At 67.0% G+C, this 16,869-nt stretch carries 17 protein-coding genes, 1 tRNA gene and 1 pseudogene; 14 read left to right on the forward strand and 5 right to left on the reverse strand.

What is annotated here, in order from left to right; all coding sequences use genetic code 11:
* Nucleotides 1-2 precede the first annotated feature (2 nt).
* Nucleotides 3-458, reverse strand: a complete 456-nt coding sequence (locus AB0395_RS34450) for a GatB/YqeY domain-containing protein (RefSeq protein WP_366288194.1) — start codon at nt 456-458, stop codon at nt 3-5.
* Between the two features lie 80 nt (nt 459-538).
* Between AB0395_RS34450 and AB0395_RS34455 the strand changes: the two genes are divergently transcribed.
* Both AB0395_RS34455 and AB0395_RS34460 read left to right on the forward strand, forming a co-directional pair.
* Complete coding sequence (locus AB0395_RS34455) at nt 539-1,462, forward strand: metallophosphoesterase (protein WP_366288195.1); 924 nt, start codon at nt 539-541, stop codon at nt 1,460-1,462.
* Between the two features lie 33 nt (nt 1,463-1,495).
* Nucleotides 1,496-1,569, forward strand: a tRNA-Pro gene (locus tag AB0395_RS34460).
* Between the two features lie 94 nt (nt 1,570-1,663).
* Here AB0395_RS34460 and AB0395_RS34465 read toward each other — a convergent pair.
* Nucleotides 1,664-2,431 (reverse strand): hypothetical protein, encoded by a 768-nt coding sequence (locus AB0395_RS34465; protein ID WP_366288196.1) that lies wholly within the window; start codon nt 2,429-2,431, stop codon nt 1,664-1,666.
* A 650-nt stretch (nt 2,432-3,081) separates the two neighbouring features.
* Between AB0395_RS34465 and AB0395_RS34470 the strand changes: the two genes are divergently transcribed.
* The 7 genes from AB0395_RS34470 (at nt 3,082) to AB0395_RS34500 (ending at nt 8,975) form a co-directional block, all read left to right on the forward strand.
* A complete protein-coding gene (locus tag AB0395_RS34470; protein ID WP_366288197.1) occupies nt 3,082-3,498 on the forward strand; it encodes a metalloregulator ArsR/SmtB family transcription factor in 417 nt (138 codons plus the stop codon).
* Between the two features lie 28 nt (nt 3,499-3,526).
* Nucleotides 3,527-4,582: a cation diffusion facilitator family transporter gene (locus tag AB0395_RS34475; RefSeq protein WP_366288198.1), complete on the forward strand. Its 1,056-nt coding sequence runs from the start codon at nt 3,527-3,529 to the stop codon at nt 4,580-4,582.
* A gap of 153 nt (nt 4,583-4,735) precedes the next feature.
* Nucleotides 4,736-5,581 (forward strand): transporter substrate-binding domain-containing protein, encoded by an 846-nt coding sequence (locus AB0395_RS34480; protein ID WP_366288199.1) that lies wholly within the window; start codon nt 4,736-4,738, stop codon nt 5,579-5,581.
* A 30-nt stretch (nt 5,582-5,611) separates the two neighbouring features.
* The gene (locus tag AB0395_RS34485; RefSeq protein WP_366288200.1) at nt 5,612-6,259 is read left to right on the forward strand and encodes an amino acid ABC transporter permease; all 648 of its coding nucleotides are present in this window, start codon (nt 5,612-5,614) and stop codon (nt 6,257-6,259) included.
* Entirely contained in the window at nt 6,256-7,092 is an 837-nt protein-coding gene (locus AB0395_RS34490) for an amino acid ABC transporter ATP-binding protein (RefSeq protein WP_366288201.1), read from the forward strand. Before AB0395_RS34485 ends, AB0395_RS34490 begins: the two co-directional genes overlap by 4 nt.
* Nucleotides 7,093-7,310: 218 nt before the next feature.
* Nucleotides 7,311-8,087 carry a DivIVA domain-containing protein gene (locus AB0395_RS34495; protein WP_366288202.1) on the forward strand — a complete coding sequence of 259 codons (777 nt, stop codon included), beginning with the start codon at nt 7,311-7,313 and terminating at the stop codon, nt 8,085-8,087.
* 72 nt (nt 8,088-8,159) lie between these two features.
* On the forward strand, nt 8,160-8,975 hold the full coding sequence (locus AB0395_RS34500) for a hypothetical protein (RefSeq protein ID WP_366288203.1): 816 nt from the start codon (nt 8,160-8,162) through the stop codon (nt 8,973-8,975).
* Nucleotides 8,976-9,100: 125 nt separating this feature from the next.
* On the opposite strand, the gene AB0395_RS34505 is transcribed toward AB0395_RS34500, so the two are convergent.
* Together AB0395_RS34505 and AB0395_RS34510 are read right to left on the reverse strand one after the other, a co-directional pair.
* A complete protein-coding gene (locus tag AB0395_RS34505) occupies nt 9,101-9,241 on the reverse strand; it encodes a hypothetical protein (protein WP_366288204.1) in 141 nt (46 codons plus the stop codon).
* Between the two features lie 178 nt (nt 9,242-9,419).
* Nucleotides 9,420-10,319: a dienelactone hydrolase family protein gene (locus AB0395_RS34510; protein WP_366288205.1), complete on the reverse strand. Its 900-nt coding sequence runs from the start codon at nt 10,317-10,319 to the stop codon at nt 9,420-9,422.
* 209 nt (nt 10,320-10,528) lie between these two features.
* Between AB0395_RS34510 and AB0395_RS34515 the strand changes: the two genes are divergently transcribed.
* Nucleotides 10,529-11,467: a hypothetical protein gene (locus AB0395_RS34515; protein ID WP_366288206.1), complete on the forward strand. Its 939-nt coding sequence runs from the start codon at nt 10,529-10,531 to the stop codon at nt 11,465-11,467.
* A 213-nt stretch (nt 11,468-11,680) separates the two neighbouring features.
* A complete protein-coding gene (locus tag AB0395_RS34520) occupies nt 11,681-13,003 on the forward strand; it encodes a serine hydrolase domain-containing protein (RefSeq protein ID WP_366288207.1) in 1,323 nt (440 codons plus the stop codon).
* Between the two features lie 316 nt (nt 13,004-13,319).
* On the opposite strand, the pseudogene AB0395_RS34525 reads toward AB0395_RS34520, so the two are convergent.
* A pseudogene (locus AB0395_RS34525) lies at nt 13,320-13,862 on the reverse strand (erythromycin esterase family protein); the annotation flags it as partial.
* 278 nt (nt 13,863-14,140) lie between these two features.
* On the opposite strand from AB0395_RS34525, the gene AB0395_RS34530 reads away from it, so the two are divergent.
* From AB0395_RS34530 to AB0395_RS34540, 3 genes are all read left to right on the forward strand, one after another.
* A complete protein-coding gene (locus AB0395_RS34530; RefSeq protein WP_366288208.1) occupies nt 14,141-14,485 on the forward strand; it encodes a hypothetical protein in 345 nt (114 codons plus the stop codon).
* Between the two features lie 113 nt (nt 14,486-14,598).
* Nucleotides 14,599-15,444, forward strand: coding sequence for a hypothetical protein (locus tag AB0395_RS34535; protein ID WP_366288209.1), 846 nt, complete (start codon nt 14,599-14,601; stop codon nt 15,442-15,444).
* A 492-nt stretch (nt 15,445-15,936) separates the two neighbouring features.
* Nucleotides 15,937-16,719: a neutral zinc metallopeptidase gene (locus tag AB0395_RS34540; RefSeq protein WP_366288210.1), complete on the forward strand. Its 783-nt coding sequence runs from the start codon at nt 15,937-15,939 to the stop codon at nt 16,717-16,719.
* Nucleotides 16,720-16,869 lie beyond the last annotated feature (150 nt).

The raw sequence follows: 16,869 nt of genomic DNA on the forward strand, positions 1-16,869 counted from the left end.
CCTCAGCCCGCCAGGCGGCTGCGCACGGCCTGGGCCACCCTGCCGCCCTCGGCCCTGCCCGCGACCTTGGGGTTCAGGACCTTCATGACCTGCCCCATGGCCTGCGGCCCGGCGGCGCCGCTCTCCGCGATGGCCTCGTCGACCAGCTCGCCGAGCTCCTCGTCGGACAGCTGGGCCGGGAGGTACTCCTCGAGCACGGCCTGCTCGTCCACCTCGGCCTGCGCCTGCTCGGCACGACCGGCGCCACTGAACGCCTCCGCGGCCTCACGGCGCTTCTTGGCCTCCTTGGTCAGCACCTTGATGATCTCGTCGTCCGAGAGCTCGCGGGCCGTCTTGCCCGAGACCTCCTCGACGTTCACGGCCGCGAGGGCCATGCGGATCGTGCGGGTGCGAACCTCGTCCCTGCTCTTCATCGAGGCCGTGAGATCGGCCTTCAGCTTGTCTTTCAATGCGCTCATGCGGTCCATCTTGCCGCCTCACCAGCCCCGCTGTATCCCGAGTTTCCTGCGGAGCGCCCGTTGTCGGGCATGATGAGAAGGTGAGGAAAGCAGCCGCGGTGCCCCTGTCCCTGCTCGGTCTCGGCCTGACCGGCCTTGCCTACGCCTCGGTCGTCGAGCGCAACACCTTCCGCCTTCGGCGCTTCGACGTGCCCGTCCTGGAGCCCGGCCAGCGGCCCGTGCGCATCCTGCACCTGTCGGACCTGCATCTCACCCCGGGCCGGCGGATGCTCATCAACTGGGTCCGTTCACTGAGCGACCTCAAGCCCGACCTGGTGGTCAACACCGGCGACTCCATCTCGCACCCCGACGCCGTCGCCTCCCTCATGCACGCCCTCGAACCGCTGCTGTCGCGTCCCGGGCTGTTCGTCTACGGCTCCAACGACATGTACGCGCCGATCTTCAAGAACCCCGTGCGCTACCTCTGGCGCACCTCGAAGGGGGACCACGCCAGGAAGATCCCCTCCCTCCCCTGGGAGGAGCTGGGCACCGCCATGTCCGACGAGGGCTGGCTCAACATGAACAACACCACCGCCCGCCTCAAGGTCGGCGATCTCGACGTGGCCGTGGGCGGCATCCACGACTCCCACATCAACCTTGACCGCTATGACATGATCGCCGGCCCCGCCCCGGCCGAGGCCGATCTCCGCCTGGGCGTGATGCACTCCCCCGAACCCCGCAACATGACCCGCTTCGCCGCCGACGGCTACCAGCTGCTGCTGGCGGGCCACACCCACGGCGGCCAGGTCTGCGTGCCGTTCTACGGCGCCCTGGTCACCAACTGCGGCATCGACAAAGCCAGGGTCAAGGGCCTGAGCCGCCACGACTCCGCCTACCTCCACGTCTCCGCGGGCCTCGGCACCAGCCCCTACTCCCCGGTCCGCTTCGCCTGCTTCCCCGAGGCCAGTCTCCTCACCCTGGTGCCCCGCCTCAGGAGTGACGCAAGTACCCGCGAAGTCCGCTAGACTTTCCAAAGCACGCGCAAGACCGGCGTGCACCGGGGTGTGGCGCAGCTTGGTAGCGCGCTTCGTTCGGGACGAAGAGGTCGCAGGTTCAAATCCTGTCACCCCGACGTTGCATTACCTTCCCGAAGTCAAGGGCCTGGTCATCGGAAACGATGACCAGGCTTTTTGCTTTGAGGCCCCAGTCGTGAGGCCTCGCGTCGCTCAGGACTGACCGCACGCCGGCACGTTCGGCGTGCCCTGGACGTCGACCTGGCTGAGGTAGCCGACGGCGTTCGTCTGATATCGGTCGATGACCAAATACCAGACATCGTTCTGGTGGTAGGTGTCGCCGACTATCCAGCAGACGGCGGCCAGATTGTCACCCTGGTAGGCGGTGAAGACGTGATCGGGGGTTGTGTAGAGCCGGGGAGTGTGGTGCACCCAGGCGTTACGCACAACGGTGGTCTGCTGGCCAATGCCCAACGTCCTGACCTCGCCGTCCCCGGAAGCGTGCCGCTGGGTGTCGGCGGACGCACCCGCAGAGGACGGCGCGAGCGCCCGCGCGGCGAAGGACGTGCCACAGTCCGGCACTCCTATGGGGAAATACAGGACGTCGACCTGGTTGAAGTAGCCGACGGCGTTGTCCTGGTTCCGGTCGATGACCAAATACCAGATGTTGCTCGATTGGTAGAGTTCTCCCCAGATCGAACAGACGACAGCCAGATTTTCACCCCTGTGGGCGATGAAGACATAACTGGGGTTCGTGTAAACCCGGGGTATATGGTGCACCCAGGTGTCATACGCCACGGTGGTCTGCTGGCCAATGCCCAACGCCCTGACCTCGTCGTCCCCAGAAGCATGCCGCTGGGTCTCGACGGACGCACCCGCAGAAAGGGACGCGGAAGGCGCAAGGGCCTGCCCGGAAGAATCAGCGTTCGCCCCCATCGTCGTGCCCGACAGCGCGAAAAAGACAAGTCCGGCGACAGCCACCGCCCTACGCCACCTCAGCCAACCGCTCCTGTCACTCATGTGCGCACCTCTCTAACCGTTGGAACGTGAAGAGGGATTACTCCGGTGATATCGACCGTATCCAAAGCGACTTCCCGGACGGCCTTCCTTTTCTGCCATCCATAACTGATTTCACGCCACTTGTTGTGCGAGCAACCATATGCCTCGCCGGTCGTCGCCCGGCATCGCGGCAAGGAGAGGTCGACTGAGGGGCCGAGTGAGGGGCCCGGCGAGGGGCCCGGCGAGGGGCCCGGTGAGGGGCCCGGTGAGGGGCCGGGCGCCGAGCACGCGGGCGGCCCCCACCCCGGGCTCCCGATTTACCCAAAACCCCTGCACCCTTACATGGAAGCGAGAAATCCACCCAACATACCCACCACACCCGACAAGCAAGACAAAAATATCAACTCCCTAAAAAAGTGAAATATCATGATTGGCAATTAAGTATTGCACAAAATCCGAGACGGGTCACCAACCCTCCAATTCTCGGACAAGAGTCCCAGCACAACAAGGGCTGCAGTTCACAATAAATGCATCAATATTCGCTTTATGCAGCAACAGCGTCCGGCGGCGCGAAGAAATTAACCCACGACGAGATCTGGCAATAAGCAAAAACACTCTCTACGCTTCTTCATATGAGTAGAGATTCATATGTTGTCGCCTACTCGGATCCCGAGACCTGCGCGGTGCGCATGGTGGACGCAGACCGGGTCATCGCGGTCGCCGGAAACATGCCGAAAACCGAAGCGATCGATGAACTGTCCCGAGTTTTCGGCCTGCTGGCCGATCCGGGGCGCCTACGAGTGATCATCGCACTGCTGGAGGGCGGCGAGATGTGCGTGTGCGACATCGCCGCGGCGTGCGGACACACCGAATCAGCGGTCTCGCACTCGCTGCGTCTGCTCCGCGCCCACCACGTCGTACGGGTGCGCAGATCCGGGCGCATGGCCTACCACCGGCTGGACGACTCCCACATCCGGATGCTGCTGGACCTCGGCCTGTCCCACATCCATCACGTGCCGGCTTCGGACTCCGCCGACGAGACCTGTTAGCGCCCGCTCACCATGGGGAGGAGGTTCCATGGCTTCACCGCATCACGGAGAAGACGGGCACGATCATCATGGCGGGCACGGACACGCGCCCACCCCCGTTGAAGCACCCGCCTCACACCACGGACATGGGCACGGGCATGGGCACGGGCACGCCGTCTCTGCCGACGCGGATCGGCGATATCTGACAGCCGCCCTCGCCCTGCTGGTCGCCTTCATGGCGGGTGAGGTCGTCGTCGGGATCCTCGCACGGTCCCTGGCGCTGATCTCGGATGCCGGGCACATGCTCACCGACTCCGCCTCGATCGCGTTCGCCCTGGTCGCGATGCGGCTGGCGGTCCGGCCGCCGCGTGGCGGTTTCACCTACGGGCTCAGGCGCGCCGAGATCCTGTCGGCACAGCTCAACGGTGCCACCCTTCTGCTGCTCGCCGGGTTCTTCCTCTACGAGGCGGTCCGGCGCCTCGTCGCGCCGCCCGAGGTCGAGGGCGGCCTGGTGCTGGCCACCGCACTGGTCGGCATCGTCGTCAATGTCGCGGCGACCTTGCTGCTCGGCAGAGCCGACAGGTCGAGTCTCAACGTCGAAGGCGCCTTCCAGCACATCCTCAACGACCTCTACGCGTTCATCGCCACCGCCGTGTCCGGGCTGGTGGTCCTGCTGACCGGATACGCCCAGGCGGATGCCGTCGCCACCCTCATCGTGGCAGTGCTCATGCTCAAGGCGGGGTACGGCCTCATCCGCGAAACCGGACGGATATTCCTGCAGGCCGCACCGGCGGGCCTGATACCCGCGGAGATCGGCGCACGGCTCGCGAGCCAGCTCGACGTCGCCGAGGTCCACGATCTGCACGTGTGGGAGCTCACCTCCGGCTACTCCTCGCTGTCGGCGCACGTGTTCGTCCGCCCCGAGGGGGACGGCGACGCCGTACGGCGCAGGCTGCAGAGCCTGCTCGCCCAGTCCTACGGGATCACGCACACCACCCTCCAGGTCGACCTCGCCCCGGACGGCGGGGCGGGCCGGGGCGAGTGCGTCGACGCGGGCCACTGCGCCGATCCGCACGGCCCCCACTATCTGTCCCCGCGCGACTGAACCCCCGCGACCCGATCGTGGCCGTCCACGAAGGAAGACGCCACAGAACGACGACTACCCAACGCATTGATATAACCACGATACGCACATAGATGATCGGTGACGCACGAAACATCTGTTCCACGTCCTCGCGACCACGGAGGTCACCACGCGATGACCAGGAGAATCCTTCATCGGCCAACCGCCACAGTCGTGCTCGCCTCGGTGGTGCTGGCGTGCCTGACGTCCACCGCGTGTTCCGGTGCGGAGGGTGAGGACGTCCTGAAACGAGTGCGCGCCGCAGGAGTGCTCAGGGTTGCTCTCACCCAGGCCAATCCGCCGTGGAACTTCCTCGACGGCGCGGGCAACCCGCTGGGGTACGACGTGGACGTCGCCCGTGACGTGGCCAGGCGGATCGGCATCGGCCGGGTGGAGTTCATCGGGTCCGACTTCGCGAACTTCGTCGGAGGCATCCGGGCCGACAGATTCGACATCGTGATCTCCGGCCAGTCGGTCACGGCGGAGCGCAGCAGGCAGGTCGACTTCTCCCGTTCCTACGCCGTCAACCCCGTCGCCATCTTCGTCCGTACGGGCGAGACCTCCATCAGAGGTGTCGGCGACCTGGCCGGTAAGAGGATCGCGGTGTCCGAGGGGACCGTACAGGCCGACTTCGCCCGGACCCGCATCCCGGACGCGGATGTCAGGATCTACCGGAACGCCATCCTCGGGCTGACGGATCTTTCACGTGGACGCGCCGACGCCGCGCTGGTGTCCCGGTTCCAGGGGATCTACCTGGCCACCAGGAACGGGCTCACCGTGACACCCGTGGGCCCGATCCTGCGGCGCTACGTCCTGGCCATGTCCTTCCGCAAGGGATCTCCCGCCTTCAAGCAGGCCGTCGACGGAGCCATCTCCGACATGATCCGCGACGGCACGCTGTCGGCCATCTCCCGCCGATGGCTCGACGGCCTCGACATGGCGGCCGAACTGCGCGAACTACCGGCGAACCAGGCCGGCTGAATCCCCCGCGACCGGAAAGGAGCGCGTTTGATGGACCTGCTCGCCCTGTCGTTCCCCGGCCTGCTCAGAGGCCTGGCCATCACGGTCCTGCTCGGTGTGGTGTCGTTCGCGCTCGGCTTCGCGCTGGGCGGCTTGGTCACCCTGGCCAGGATCTCCCGACACCCCGCACTCAAAGTCGCCGCGATCGCCTACGTCTCGGTGTTCCGCGGCACTCCCCTCCTCATCCAGATCATGCTCGTGTATTTCGGGCTTCCCCAGCTCGGGCTGCGAATCCCGCCCATCCCGTCGGCGATCCTCACCTTCACCCTCTACTCCAGCGCCTATCTCAGCGAGAACTTCCGCAGCGGCATCCTCGCCGTCGACAGGGGACAGTGGGAGGCGGCCGACTCGATGGGGATGACGTACGGCCGCACGCTACGGCGGATCGTCTTTCCCCAGGCCGTCCGGGTCGCCACCCCAGCGATCGGCAGCCGTTTCATCTCGCTCATGAAGGACACCTCCCTCGCCTCGGTGATCACCGTCGTGGAACTGACCCGGGTCGCCGAGAGCATCGGCAGTTCCTCCTTCAGGTACGTCGAGGCCTTCGTGATGGCGAGCGTCGTCTACTGGTTGATCAACACCACCCTGTCCGTCGGGCAGGAAGTGCTGGAACGGCGGATGGGAAGGGCCTACACGTGACCAGGAGCATTGCCATCGCCGCGCGAGGACTGCACAAGCGCTTCGGCGAGCTCGAGGTGCTCAAGAGCATCGACCTGACCGTGCACAGCGGCGAAGTCGTTGTGGTCATGGGCCCGTCCGGTTCCGGCAAGACCACTCTCATCCGCTGCCTGAACCTCCTCGAGGAGCCCGACGCCGGAAGCGTCACCGTCAACGGCCGAACCGTTGAGTGCCCGTCGCGCCACAGCCGTTCCCGTAACCGGCTGATCCGTGACATCCGCATGCGCACGGCGACGGTGTTCCAGGATCTCAACCTGTTCCCTCACATGACCGCCCTGGAAAACGTCATCGAGGGGCCGATCTCCGTCCGGCGCCTGCCTCGGCCGTACGCGATCGAGGCGGGAGAACGCCTGCTGGCCCACGTCGGCCTGACCGACAAGCGCGACGAGTATCCCGCGCGGTTGTCCGGCGGCCAGAAACAGCGGGTCGCCATCGCCCGGGCACTCGCCATGGAACCGGAGGTCATCCTCTTTGACGAACCCACCTCCGCGCTCGACCCCGAGCTGGGCGCGGAGGCGCTCCAGACCGTGAAGGATCTGGCCGCCTACGGCATGACCATGATCATCATCACCCACGAGATCGCCTTCGCCAGGGAGGTCGCCGACCGGGTGGTGTTCATGGACGCCGGTTACATCCTCGAAGAGCAGCACCCGGCTGCTTTCTTTCAGAATCCGGCGACGCCGCGCGCCAAGACGTTCCTGCGCCTCATGACCGACGGCGACATTTCTCCTCCCGGACTGGAGAACACGGCACGGCCTCGTCAAGAAAGCCTCTCCGAAATATTCAGAAAATAGATTCATCCGGCCGGAGAGGACGACAGGGCTTCGCGGCCCGCCTCACCTGGGACAGCGCGCCGGAGGTGCCACCCGATCGAGAAGATCCTGGATCAACCAGCACTCCCTGACAAATCTCTGAAAATTCAGATCCCGCTGGAACCAACCTTTCCCCTCCCGCGCGCCCGCCGTACCAATCCATCCGTGAAAGCATCTCGAAAGGCCCGGAGAGGCAATCCATGAGTGAAGGATGCAAAGAACCCGGAGAACACGACCACGAACACACCCCCGCCCGCACCGCCGAGAGCACGTTCATGATGCGGTTCCCCTCAAATCTCAACAACAGCGGCAAGCTGCTGACCCCGCATGACGTGCGAAACAAGGTGTTCCCCACCGTCCGTCTCCGCGAGGGCTACGACCTCGCCGAGGTCGACACCTTCCTCGGCGAGATCGAGTTCACCCTGAGCAGGGTCCTGTGGGAGAACGAGCAGCTGAACGCCCAGCTGAACGTCGCCAGGAACAGCTTCCGGCAGGCCCTGCCGTCAGCGGGCGACAACGCGGCACGGATCGTCGCGCGCGCCCAGCAGTCCGCCGACGAGGTGATCACCCGGGCAGAGCAGGAGGCCCGGCTGATCGTGGCGGAGGCTCGCGGCCTCGCGGAGACCATCGAGCGCGAGGCCCTCGACAGGGCCACGGCCCTGGAGCACGACACGCGAGAAAGGCACCGCGGGGCCGCGGAAACCCTCGAGGCCGCGTACGCGGCGCAGCAGCGCAGGATCGACGGCCTGCGTGATCTGGTCGGTCATCACGGCGGCCTCGTGCAGGAGACCCTGGCCGGGCACCTCGGTCAGCTGCAGAGGCTGCTCCTGGAGGTGAAGGAGCAGGGCGGGCCGCTCGCGACGGGCGAGCAACCACCGGTGACCACCCGGCACCCGATGCCTGTGCCACGGGCGTCGCACCCGGCGAACGCGCGGACCGGTGCCTCTGCGGACGACCTCCTCACCGAGGACCTCTAGCTCAACCGGGAGGGTTCTCCGACGTGCCCTCCCTACCTTCCACCGCCGGCGTGACAAGGGGTGTGCCGAAAAATGCTGCCAACATACTGGATACAGGCCATCGAACCTGTGCTGCGCGGGAAACCTCCCGGTGGCGGGGCATGGCTCGCGGTGATACTGGTCTCGGCGTCGACCCTCGCGGGCGCATGGCTCGCCCGGCGCGAGTCCAAACGTCTGGCCGCCTGGCTGGCGATCGCGTCCGCGGTGATGATGATCATCGCTCTCACCGACATGCTTCCCGACGCGTGGCAGGACGCCATCGAGACCGGAGTCCCCCTATGGATGATCGGGATCGCGGCGGCGTTCGGCTTCCTGGTCATCACCTACTTCACCCGCAGGGGGTGCGCCTGCCCCTCGGAGTCCGAGAAACGGCCGCCCGGACTGCACGCCCCCGGCCGTCACCGCCGTCTGAAGGAGGCGGTCAACGCGGCACTGTTCGGCGGCATGGGAACCGCCGCCGCGCTGACCACCCACCGGGCCATCGAGGGGGCGACCCTGGCGTTGACCGCTTCCGCCGTCGTCATCATCGCTTTGATGGTGCACTCCGCCAGCGAGGGCCTGGCACTCGCCGCGCTGCTGGACATGGCCAACCAGCGCCTGGCACCGTGGCTGGTCGTCGCATGCCTGAGCCCGGCGGTCGGTGTCCTCGTCGCCACCGTCAGCCCGCTGCCCGGCCAGGTGGTCCCCATCCTGCTCGGGATGGTGACCGGGGTGCTGCTCCGTACGGCGATAGTCGGCCTGAAACTCGCGGCGGGCAAGCAGGAGAACGGCCGGTTGTCGCGAGGACAGCTGGCCGTCGCCGCCACTGTCGCGATCGCGGTCGGGGTACTGCTCGCGATGACCCATTAACCGCCCCCGAGGCAGCCGCACCTCGGGGACCGTCACCTTCATTCTCCTGCGAGCACACGCACGGCCACCTCACGCGCCTGTCGAACCGAGAGCTCGGCGATGGGCGGAAGCATGGCGAAGGCGCGCTAGGCGGCGGAGCCCGGGTCGTCCCCGTGAGCCTCGCAGCAGTCAGCGGGGGTGGCCTCGTCGTGCTCGTGATGTGCGCAGTGGTCGGCGTGGGGTGCGGTTTCCCCGCACGAGGCGTGATCGTGCTGAGCGTGCTCCATGGACTCTCCTCCTCGTTCGTTCACAGACCGGGCGATGAGAACACCCGGCTCGCACTGTTCACAGTAGGTAGTTGCCTCGTCACCCATTGATTAAACATATGAACAAGTGAGCAACTGTTTTATGATCGGCCGCGCGAGGAGGAAGAACGCGAGCGCGGCGGGAGCCGAGCCGTACGGCTCAGCCCAGGTAGCGGCCGTACCAGTCGAGGACGCGCTGGTAGGCCTGGGCGGCGGCACCGGCGTCGTACCGTGGGCCGGTGTCGTTGAAGAAAGCGTGGTTGACGCCGGGGAACGTGACGATCTCGTGTGTCAGACCCGCTTTCTCCAGGTCGGCCCTCGCCTGGTCGCGGGTGGCGTTGACCCGGTCGTCCAGGCCTGCGTAGATCGCCAGGACCGCGGCTTTCGCCCCGGAGAAGTCGGCGTTGTCGGGGAGCGGGCCGTAGAACGGGACGGCCGCCGACAGTCGCGGCTCGCGTGAGGAGAGCAGCAGCCAGACCATGCCTCCGCCGAAGCAGAAACCGACGGCGCCGAGCTTCCTTCCTGGAGCGCGCCGCTCGAGCTCGCTCAGAGCGGCCTTCATGTCCGCGGCGAACCGGTCCTGCGGGACGCGGCCGAGCGCCGCGGTCGCCTGCGCCGGGTCACCGAGAGCAGCGGTTCCGCCTTCCCGGGAGAGCAGGTCGGGGGCGAGCGAGGAGTAGCCACTGGCCGCCAGACGCCCGGCGACCGACCGGATGTGGTCGTTGAGCCCGCGGTTCTCGTGGATCACCAGCACCGCGCCCCGGGGTTCCCTGGCCGCGGCCCAGGCCCCTTGGAGGGTGACACCGGCCTCCGGGCCGGGGAAGGTGATCGCCTCGGTCGGCAGAGGCGAGGGGCCGGCGGGAGAGACGGGAATCGACGGTGTGGCGGCGACGGTCGCGGCGCTCTCCTGGCCGGTTCCGCAGGCCGCGAGCAGGGCACTGGCGGCGGGCAGCGCCAGCCCCAGGAGGGTCAGCCGGTGCAACGCCTCACGTCGTGGGATGAGCCCCTCGGCGTGGTCGACCGCGACCTCTTCCACGAGATACCGGTGAAAGGATGTCATCACTCCACGTTAGAAAGAGGAACGTGGCTCGGCGGCCCCCGGCGCACTTGATGGCCGGATGTTTGCCTCCCCGGCAGCGCTGTCGCCCCCTACTCTTACCCCACCGGACAGCCAGGTCACCGGGTCGATGCACGGTTGATACATGGTCAAGCCCTGACGGAGACACGGTCACGGCCGGGGAGACACGTGGGCGGCGCAACGTGTCAGGTATGCGACGTTTCTTGATGTTCCTACTGCTGGTGGGCGTCCTGTCCGGCTGCGGAACCGCGCCGTTCGTCTCCGGGACCATCATGTCCGGCGCGTCCCTGCCGTGGCCTGCCGAGGGCCAGGCGGCGGTCGAGGTCGAGGACATGGGCAGCCTGGGCGTCAGCGGTGAGCCGACCCCGGTCCCCATCGCCAGCGTGACGAAGGTCATGACCGCCTACGTGATCCTGCGTCACCACCCGCTCCGGCCCGGCGACGACGGCCCGCTGATCAGGGTGGACCGCACGGCCGCCGACGAATCCTACGTGTGGCAGGAGTCCACCGCCCCGGTCAGGGAGGGTCAGCGGGTACGGCTGCGCCGCATGCTGGAGCTGATGATGGTCCCGTCGGGAAACAACGTGGCCCGCCTCCTGGCCCGTTGGGACGCGGGTTCGCAGGAGCGTTTCGTCGAACGGATGAACGCCGCCGCCCACCGCCTTGGCATGGCCAAAACCAGGTACACGGGTGCCAGCGGCAACGAGGACAGCACCGTCAGCACCGCGGCCGACCAGCTCAGGCTGGCCAGGGAGGCGATGCGCGACCCGGTCTTCCGCGAGGTGGTCGCGCAGGCCGAAACCGCCGTCCCCGGCGACGCGAGAAGGCTGGCCAACACCAACACGCTGCTGAACAAGCACGGTGTCATCGGCATCAAGACCGGTTCTGGCACCGCCGCGGGCGGCAACCTGATGTGGGCCTCCCGCGTGCGGGGCCACCTGGTGCTCGGGGTGATCCTCGGCCAGGCGTCGGGCGTCAACCCGGTCGCCGCCAAGGCGGCGGCGCTGGAGGCGGGTGGGAAGATGACCGCGGCGGTCGAGAAGTGGCTGCTCAGTCCGGAGGCTCTCGCGCCAAAGACCCGCTCCGGCACTCCTCAACCCGCTGGGGCGGCCGGTCACACCCACCGGTGAACGACCGGTCAACCCACTGGAGCGGCCGACCACACCCACCGGTGAACGACCGATGTCGCCGACCGCGGCATATACGCCGACGACGCGACCGCATCCGGGCCGGGCCGGGCCGCGGTGTTCCTTCTCCGGCACCCTGGCTCCCGGACGAACGGCGCGGTGGAAATGGTGCGGGCGAACGAAGCCCCTCGCCCCGGCGGCCAGCAGGATGAACGAATGGCTGACTTCAACCACCTGCAGAACCTGCTCGACAGCGAGGCGAAATCCCTGCACGTCCCCGGTGCCGCCGTCGGCGTGCTGTTCGACGGCGAGGAGCACGTCCTCACCACCGGCGTCACCAGCGTCGACGCACCGACCCCGGTCACGGGCGACACGCTGTTCCAGATCGGGTCGACCACCAAGACGGTCACCGGGACAGCGATCATGCACCTCGTCGAGCAGGGCAAGCTCGACCTGGACGGGCGCGTGCGGCAGTACCTGCCCGGCTTCCAACTCTCCGACGAGCGGGCCGCCGAAGAACTGACCATCCGGCACCTGCTCACCCACACCGGCGGATTCCTCGGCGACATCGACGACTGCGATACCTGGGACACCGGCGCGCTGGCCGCGGCGATCGACATCTACGACCAGCTGCCCCAGCTCTTCCCGCCCGGCACGCTCGCCTCCTACAGCAACGCAGGGTTCCGGCTGCTCGGCAGGATCATCGAGGTCGTGTGCGGCGAGCCGTACGAGAACGCGATCAGCCGGATCGTGCTCACCCCCCTGGGCATGAACTCCAGCTTCTTCTTCCCCTGGGACGCCACGACCCGGCCGCACGCCGTCGGGCACATCGTGCGAGAGGACGGCCCTCAGGTCTCGCACACCTGGGGACTGTTCCGCGACGGTATGGCCGAGGGAGGCCTGGCGTCGTCGGTACGCGACCAGCTCCGCTACGCCGCCTTCCACCTCGGCAAGAACGGCGAGGACCCGGTCGGGGCCGCCACCAGGGAACTGATGCAGACCGAGCACGTCCAGGTCGGCGCGCCGTGGACCGGCATCGGGCTGCCCTGGCTGCTGGACGAGCAGGCCGGTGTGCGTCTGGTCACGCACGGCGGCAACATCAGCAACCTGCAGCTGTCCACCTTCGTGCTGGCCCCCGAGCACGGTTTCGCCGTCACCACGCTCACCAACTCCGCCCCCGGCAAGGCGCTGGGCGCCCTGGTGACCGACTGGTGCCTGGAGCACCTGCTCGGCGCCAAGCCGCAGCCCGTACGGCTGACGCTGCGCGAACCCACCCCGGAGTACGCGGGCAGCTACGACGCGGGGCAGTGGACCTTCGAGGTCGACGAGAAGCTGACGGCACGGTTCGTGCTGCGCCCCGAACTGGTGGCCGCCGGGGTCGAGGGCATGCCCGACATGCCGCTCGCGCTGATCGAGGGCGGTGACTACGTGACGCTCGCCCCCAACCCGCAGCGTGCCGTCGGCCGCTTCCTGCGAGACGACGCGGGCGAGATCACGTTCCTGCACCTGGGCGGCAGGGCGGCCAGGCGGGTCCGCTGAGTCGTCGGCACGCTCCGGCGAGATCGCGTCATGACCTGGATACCGCCCGACCCGTCTGTCACCGCTCCCGGACAAGCCCGTACTCGCGGGCCGGACACCCATGGCCGTTGGTGGCAGGCGGCCATGGGTGCGACGGCCGCGCCGAGTCATCCGGCTCGCGTTCGGCGAGGTGAGGCCGGATGTCGCCGCCCGGACCGGTCGGCCGGACAGGCGTGGTGCCTCGCGCCGATCGCCGGCATCGTCGTGGCCCGGACAGCCGGGGACTCCGGCCTGGCCCGTGGACTCGCCGCGCGCCACGGGATGGCGGATCGACCGTTCATTCCGGTTTCCACCGGGAGAACGCCTGCCGTACGTCGTAGGGGGCGTGCGCGAACGCGGCGTGGTCGGGTGCGGCCGCCGTGACGTGTGGAAGGTGGACGATGACGTCGAAGGCGTCCAGCGGGCTCTGATCGGAGTAGAAGGTGCCGAGACCGGCACGCTGCCGGGAGACAGCCCGAACGGCGTCGGCGTCGGCCGGTGACAGGCGTCGCAGATCGGTCGCGAAGGGGCCGTCGTGGCTCGCGGCCATGAGCGCGTCGAGGCTGCCGGGCTCCGGGGCTCCCATCTCCGTGAAGAACGTGCCGGTGTAGAAGTCCGCCCCCGTGTTGAGGATCTGGCCGGTCCCCGAGGTCGTGCCGATGACGAGATAGTCGCCGCCCAGCCGGTCGGCGAGGTGCATGCCCATCGGCGTCATCGGGGACATGCCGGGAAGGGTGCCCGGCCAGCGCTGAACGTGACCATTGTGGGTGGCGAGAACGATCCGGTCCTCCCCGCGCAGGATCCACTCGACCGTGTCGGCGATCGTCGCCTCACGGTTGAACGATAGGCCCGCCGGACGCGAAGACGCTGCGAAGCTGGCGTCTCAGCGCCCATGCGTGCGGCCGCTGGTTCGCCCCCTGGGCGAGCAACGACACTAAAACGGACTTCTGGGATGTCTCTGATTACATCAACTATGTCCGGGTCAGCGAGCCCAGCAAGTGGCCCGCCAAGGAACGGAAGTACATCAAGAACAACATATCCATAGAGTCGGCAACGAGGGTCTGTTTCCAGAACAACAGATACAAGCTGCCCCTCGGTTTCTCCCTCTCCATCAACCACATGAAGAAGCGCGACTTCGGATTCAGTGTAGAGGCCGGCGGGCAGGTGGAGCAGGCCTGCCTGGAATACTCGGAGACCGGTCCGGACAGGCCGTCGATCCCGGATTCCAACGACGACTTCCCCATCTATCCGGTATGGAACAAGCATAGGATCCGAGGAGAATGCTTCCAGAACACTCTCGACGGTTGCGAAATCGTTGCGCACCGTCACCAGTTCCGGCCGGTCGTGAAGCTCTGGTACCACTCTGCGGAGGGCAGCGGAGGCGCAAAACGCTACCTGTTCTCACCCGGTGAGAAATACAGTCGGTGGATGCGATATGACGGCACCCCCTACGGCTCACACTAGAAGGAACCCGCAGTAAGTCTGCCCGCTCGAAGGTGGTCGCCAGGGTTCATGAGGAGCCCCGGCGACCGCCTGGCCTTTACCTGCGAATCCTCTGAAAGCCGAAGCCGGAACAGATGAAAATCAATTCAGCCATCAGGACGTTTTACCTGGTCACGGGAGTTCTGCTTCTCGTCACGACCAGTGCGTGTGAGTCACCCGCCGACCCCAACCCCAAGGAGTCGGAACGGCAGCGCGCGGTCTACGGAATGGCGTGGTCGCTGATCAATCCCGACTACGGCGTCGGATTTGCCGACCGTCCGCCGACGAGGCAGGACGGGATGACCACCATTCCGCTGACGGTTTCCAGGATCCCGGGAGAGTTCACCGAGGCCGACACGCCTGTTCGGCAGAGCGTTGACGTTCAGGTCAACAACATCGTGGGCGAGCTGTCCGTCCCCTCTCTTGAGAGAACGGGCACGACGCTGGCACTCGAACGCTACGTCGCCGGAACCGGGAGGTCCCCGCAGGCCAAGCGCGAGGTGGAACGGATGCTGACCGGCCTGGATGACAAGCACTTCGCCGTCACAGTGCTGGCGGAACTGACGGAGCCGATGACGGAGGACGACCTCGAACGGCAAGGCCTGTCGGCCTCCACCATCCTGCTCGGCCAGGGAGCGGCGAAGAAGCCTCTCGGCTGGAAGCAGGAGAACTGCGAGGTACTGAAAACGGCCGACTGCCCGGACGTGTCCCCGATGAGATCCTTCCGTTCCTGGGTCGCGACGATAGGCCCGCCGGACGCGAAGGCGCTGCGAAGCTGGCGTCTCAGCGCCGACTCACTCCGAAGCATCGCGAACTCCGGGAAGATCTCCGGTCTCATGGACGACCTGACGATGCCCTCGGCCGCGCTGGCCTACATCAGGAGTTCCCATGTCCGGGCCGTCTACCTCGCCGCGATCCTGTTGCGACAGCCCGTGCCCTGAGCGCCGGGACGGCTCCCGCTCCGAACCCGGCACCCGGCCGCTCATGTGGCGGGTTCCGGTGATTCGGCGAGCGCAGAAAGAGTCGCCCGGGGATTTCGCGCTCGGGCGCTGGGCCCAGGAGGTCGTCCCCGCCGTTCGCGAAACGCTCGCCAGAGTCTGACGTCCGCCCTGCCCGGCAACCCATCGGAACTGCCCGTACCATGCTTTCCGGCAGCCGCCCAGAACGGAGGAGGGGTGGAACGAGCCGACGTGCCCGGAAAGCCAAGACACGAAACCGTTTACAGGGACAACGTCACCGAAACCCATCAGGTCATATCATCTGTCATATTCCGCTAAAGCGGTAAGCGCTTCCGGGAAGGCCGGTTCACGCATTTAGGTCACCGGGCCTGCGAACACATTGGGTCGAATTGGATGGCCGAAACACCTGCCGGCAACGAACGCCGCTTATATCCCGTGACAAAGGATGGTCATCTCCTCTAATCTCCCTGTTCCATGCGAACCCCTCTCACTCTTCTGCTGTCGTGCCTGCTACTCGGCGTGCTGCTCCCCGGCACGGCGCACGCCGCCCGATACCCCGTCGGGAGCGCCCCCGCCCTCACCGATAATTTCCTCTACAAAACAGGGAGGCTGGAAACCACAAACTGCCGGACGACTCCCCCGAAAGCGGGAAACGTCACCTCGGTGAAACGCTATCTGCTGTCCGTGGGAAAGTGCCTGGACACGACGTGGTCGGCGCAGTTCGCGAAGACGGGTAAACCCTTCACTCCGCCACGGATCCAGATCCTCACCGAGCCGCACTCCTACTGCGGCAAGCCGTGGACCGGGAGCCTACTTTCCGACTACTGCCCCCAGGACGGGACCATCGTGTTTCTGATCACCGAACCGATCCTGAAGAAGCCGTCCAAGCTCAGCGCGTTCATCGCGATCAGCCATGAGTACGGCCACCACGTGCAGCGGCTGTCCGGCATCCAGGACGCCTACACGCGGCTGCCCCGCCGCAACGCCAAGGAGCGCTACGAGCAGGCACGCAGACACGACCTGCAGGCGGAGTGCCTCGGCGCCGCCTTCACCCGCAGCGTGTGGGAATCGCTGAAGCGGCCCAGGGGTGACTGGAACGCCCTGCGCGCGAACACGGCGCGTGGGGGCGACGACTACTGGGAGACCCACGAGTACGGCAAGGGCAGGTCCATCGTCCACTGGATGGACTCGGGGTTCGCCGCCGCCTCCCCCGGTGACTGCGACACCTGGTCGGCGTCTGCCTCCGCGGTGGCGTAGCCGTACCGGTCTCCCGGAGGCGAGGCGCGGGCGTCACGCCGGAAAGCCCTCCGGCATGCGAGACGTCCCCTGCCGAAAGGCTGAAGGGAGCGGGCGTGGCGGGCCGCGGGGGAGAGGGCCGCGTGGCCGGCCGCCAGGCACTGACCCCGC

The sequence above is a fragment of the Streptosporangium sp. NPDC051023 genome, assembly GCF_040689595.1.
Lineage (GTDB): Bacteria > Actinomycetota > Actinomycetes > Streptosporangiales > Streptosporangiaceae > Streptosporangium.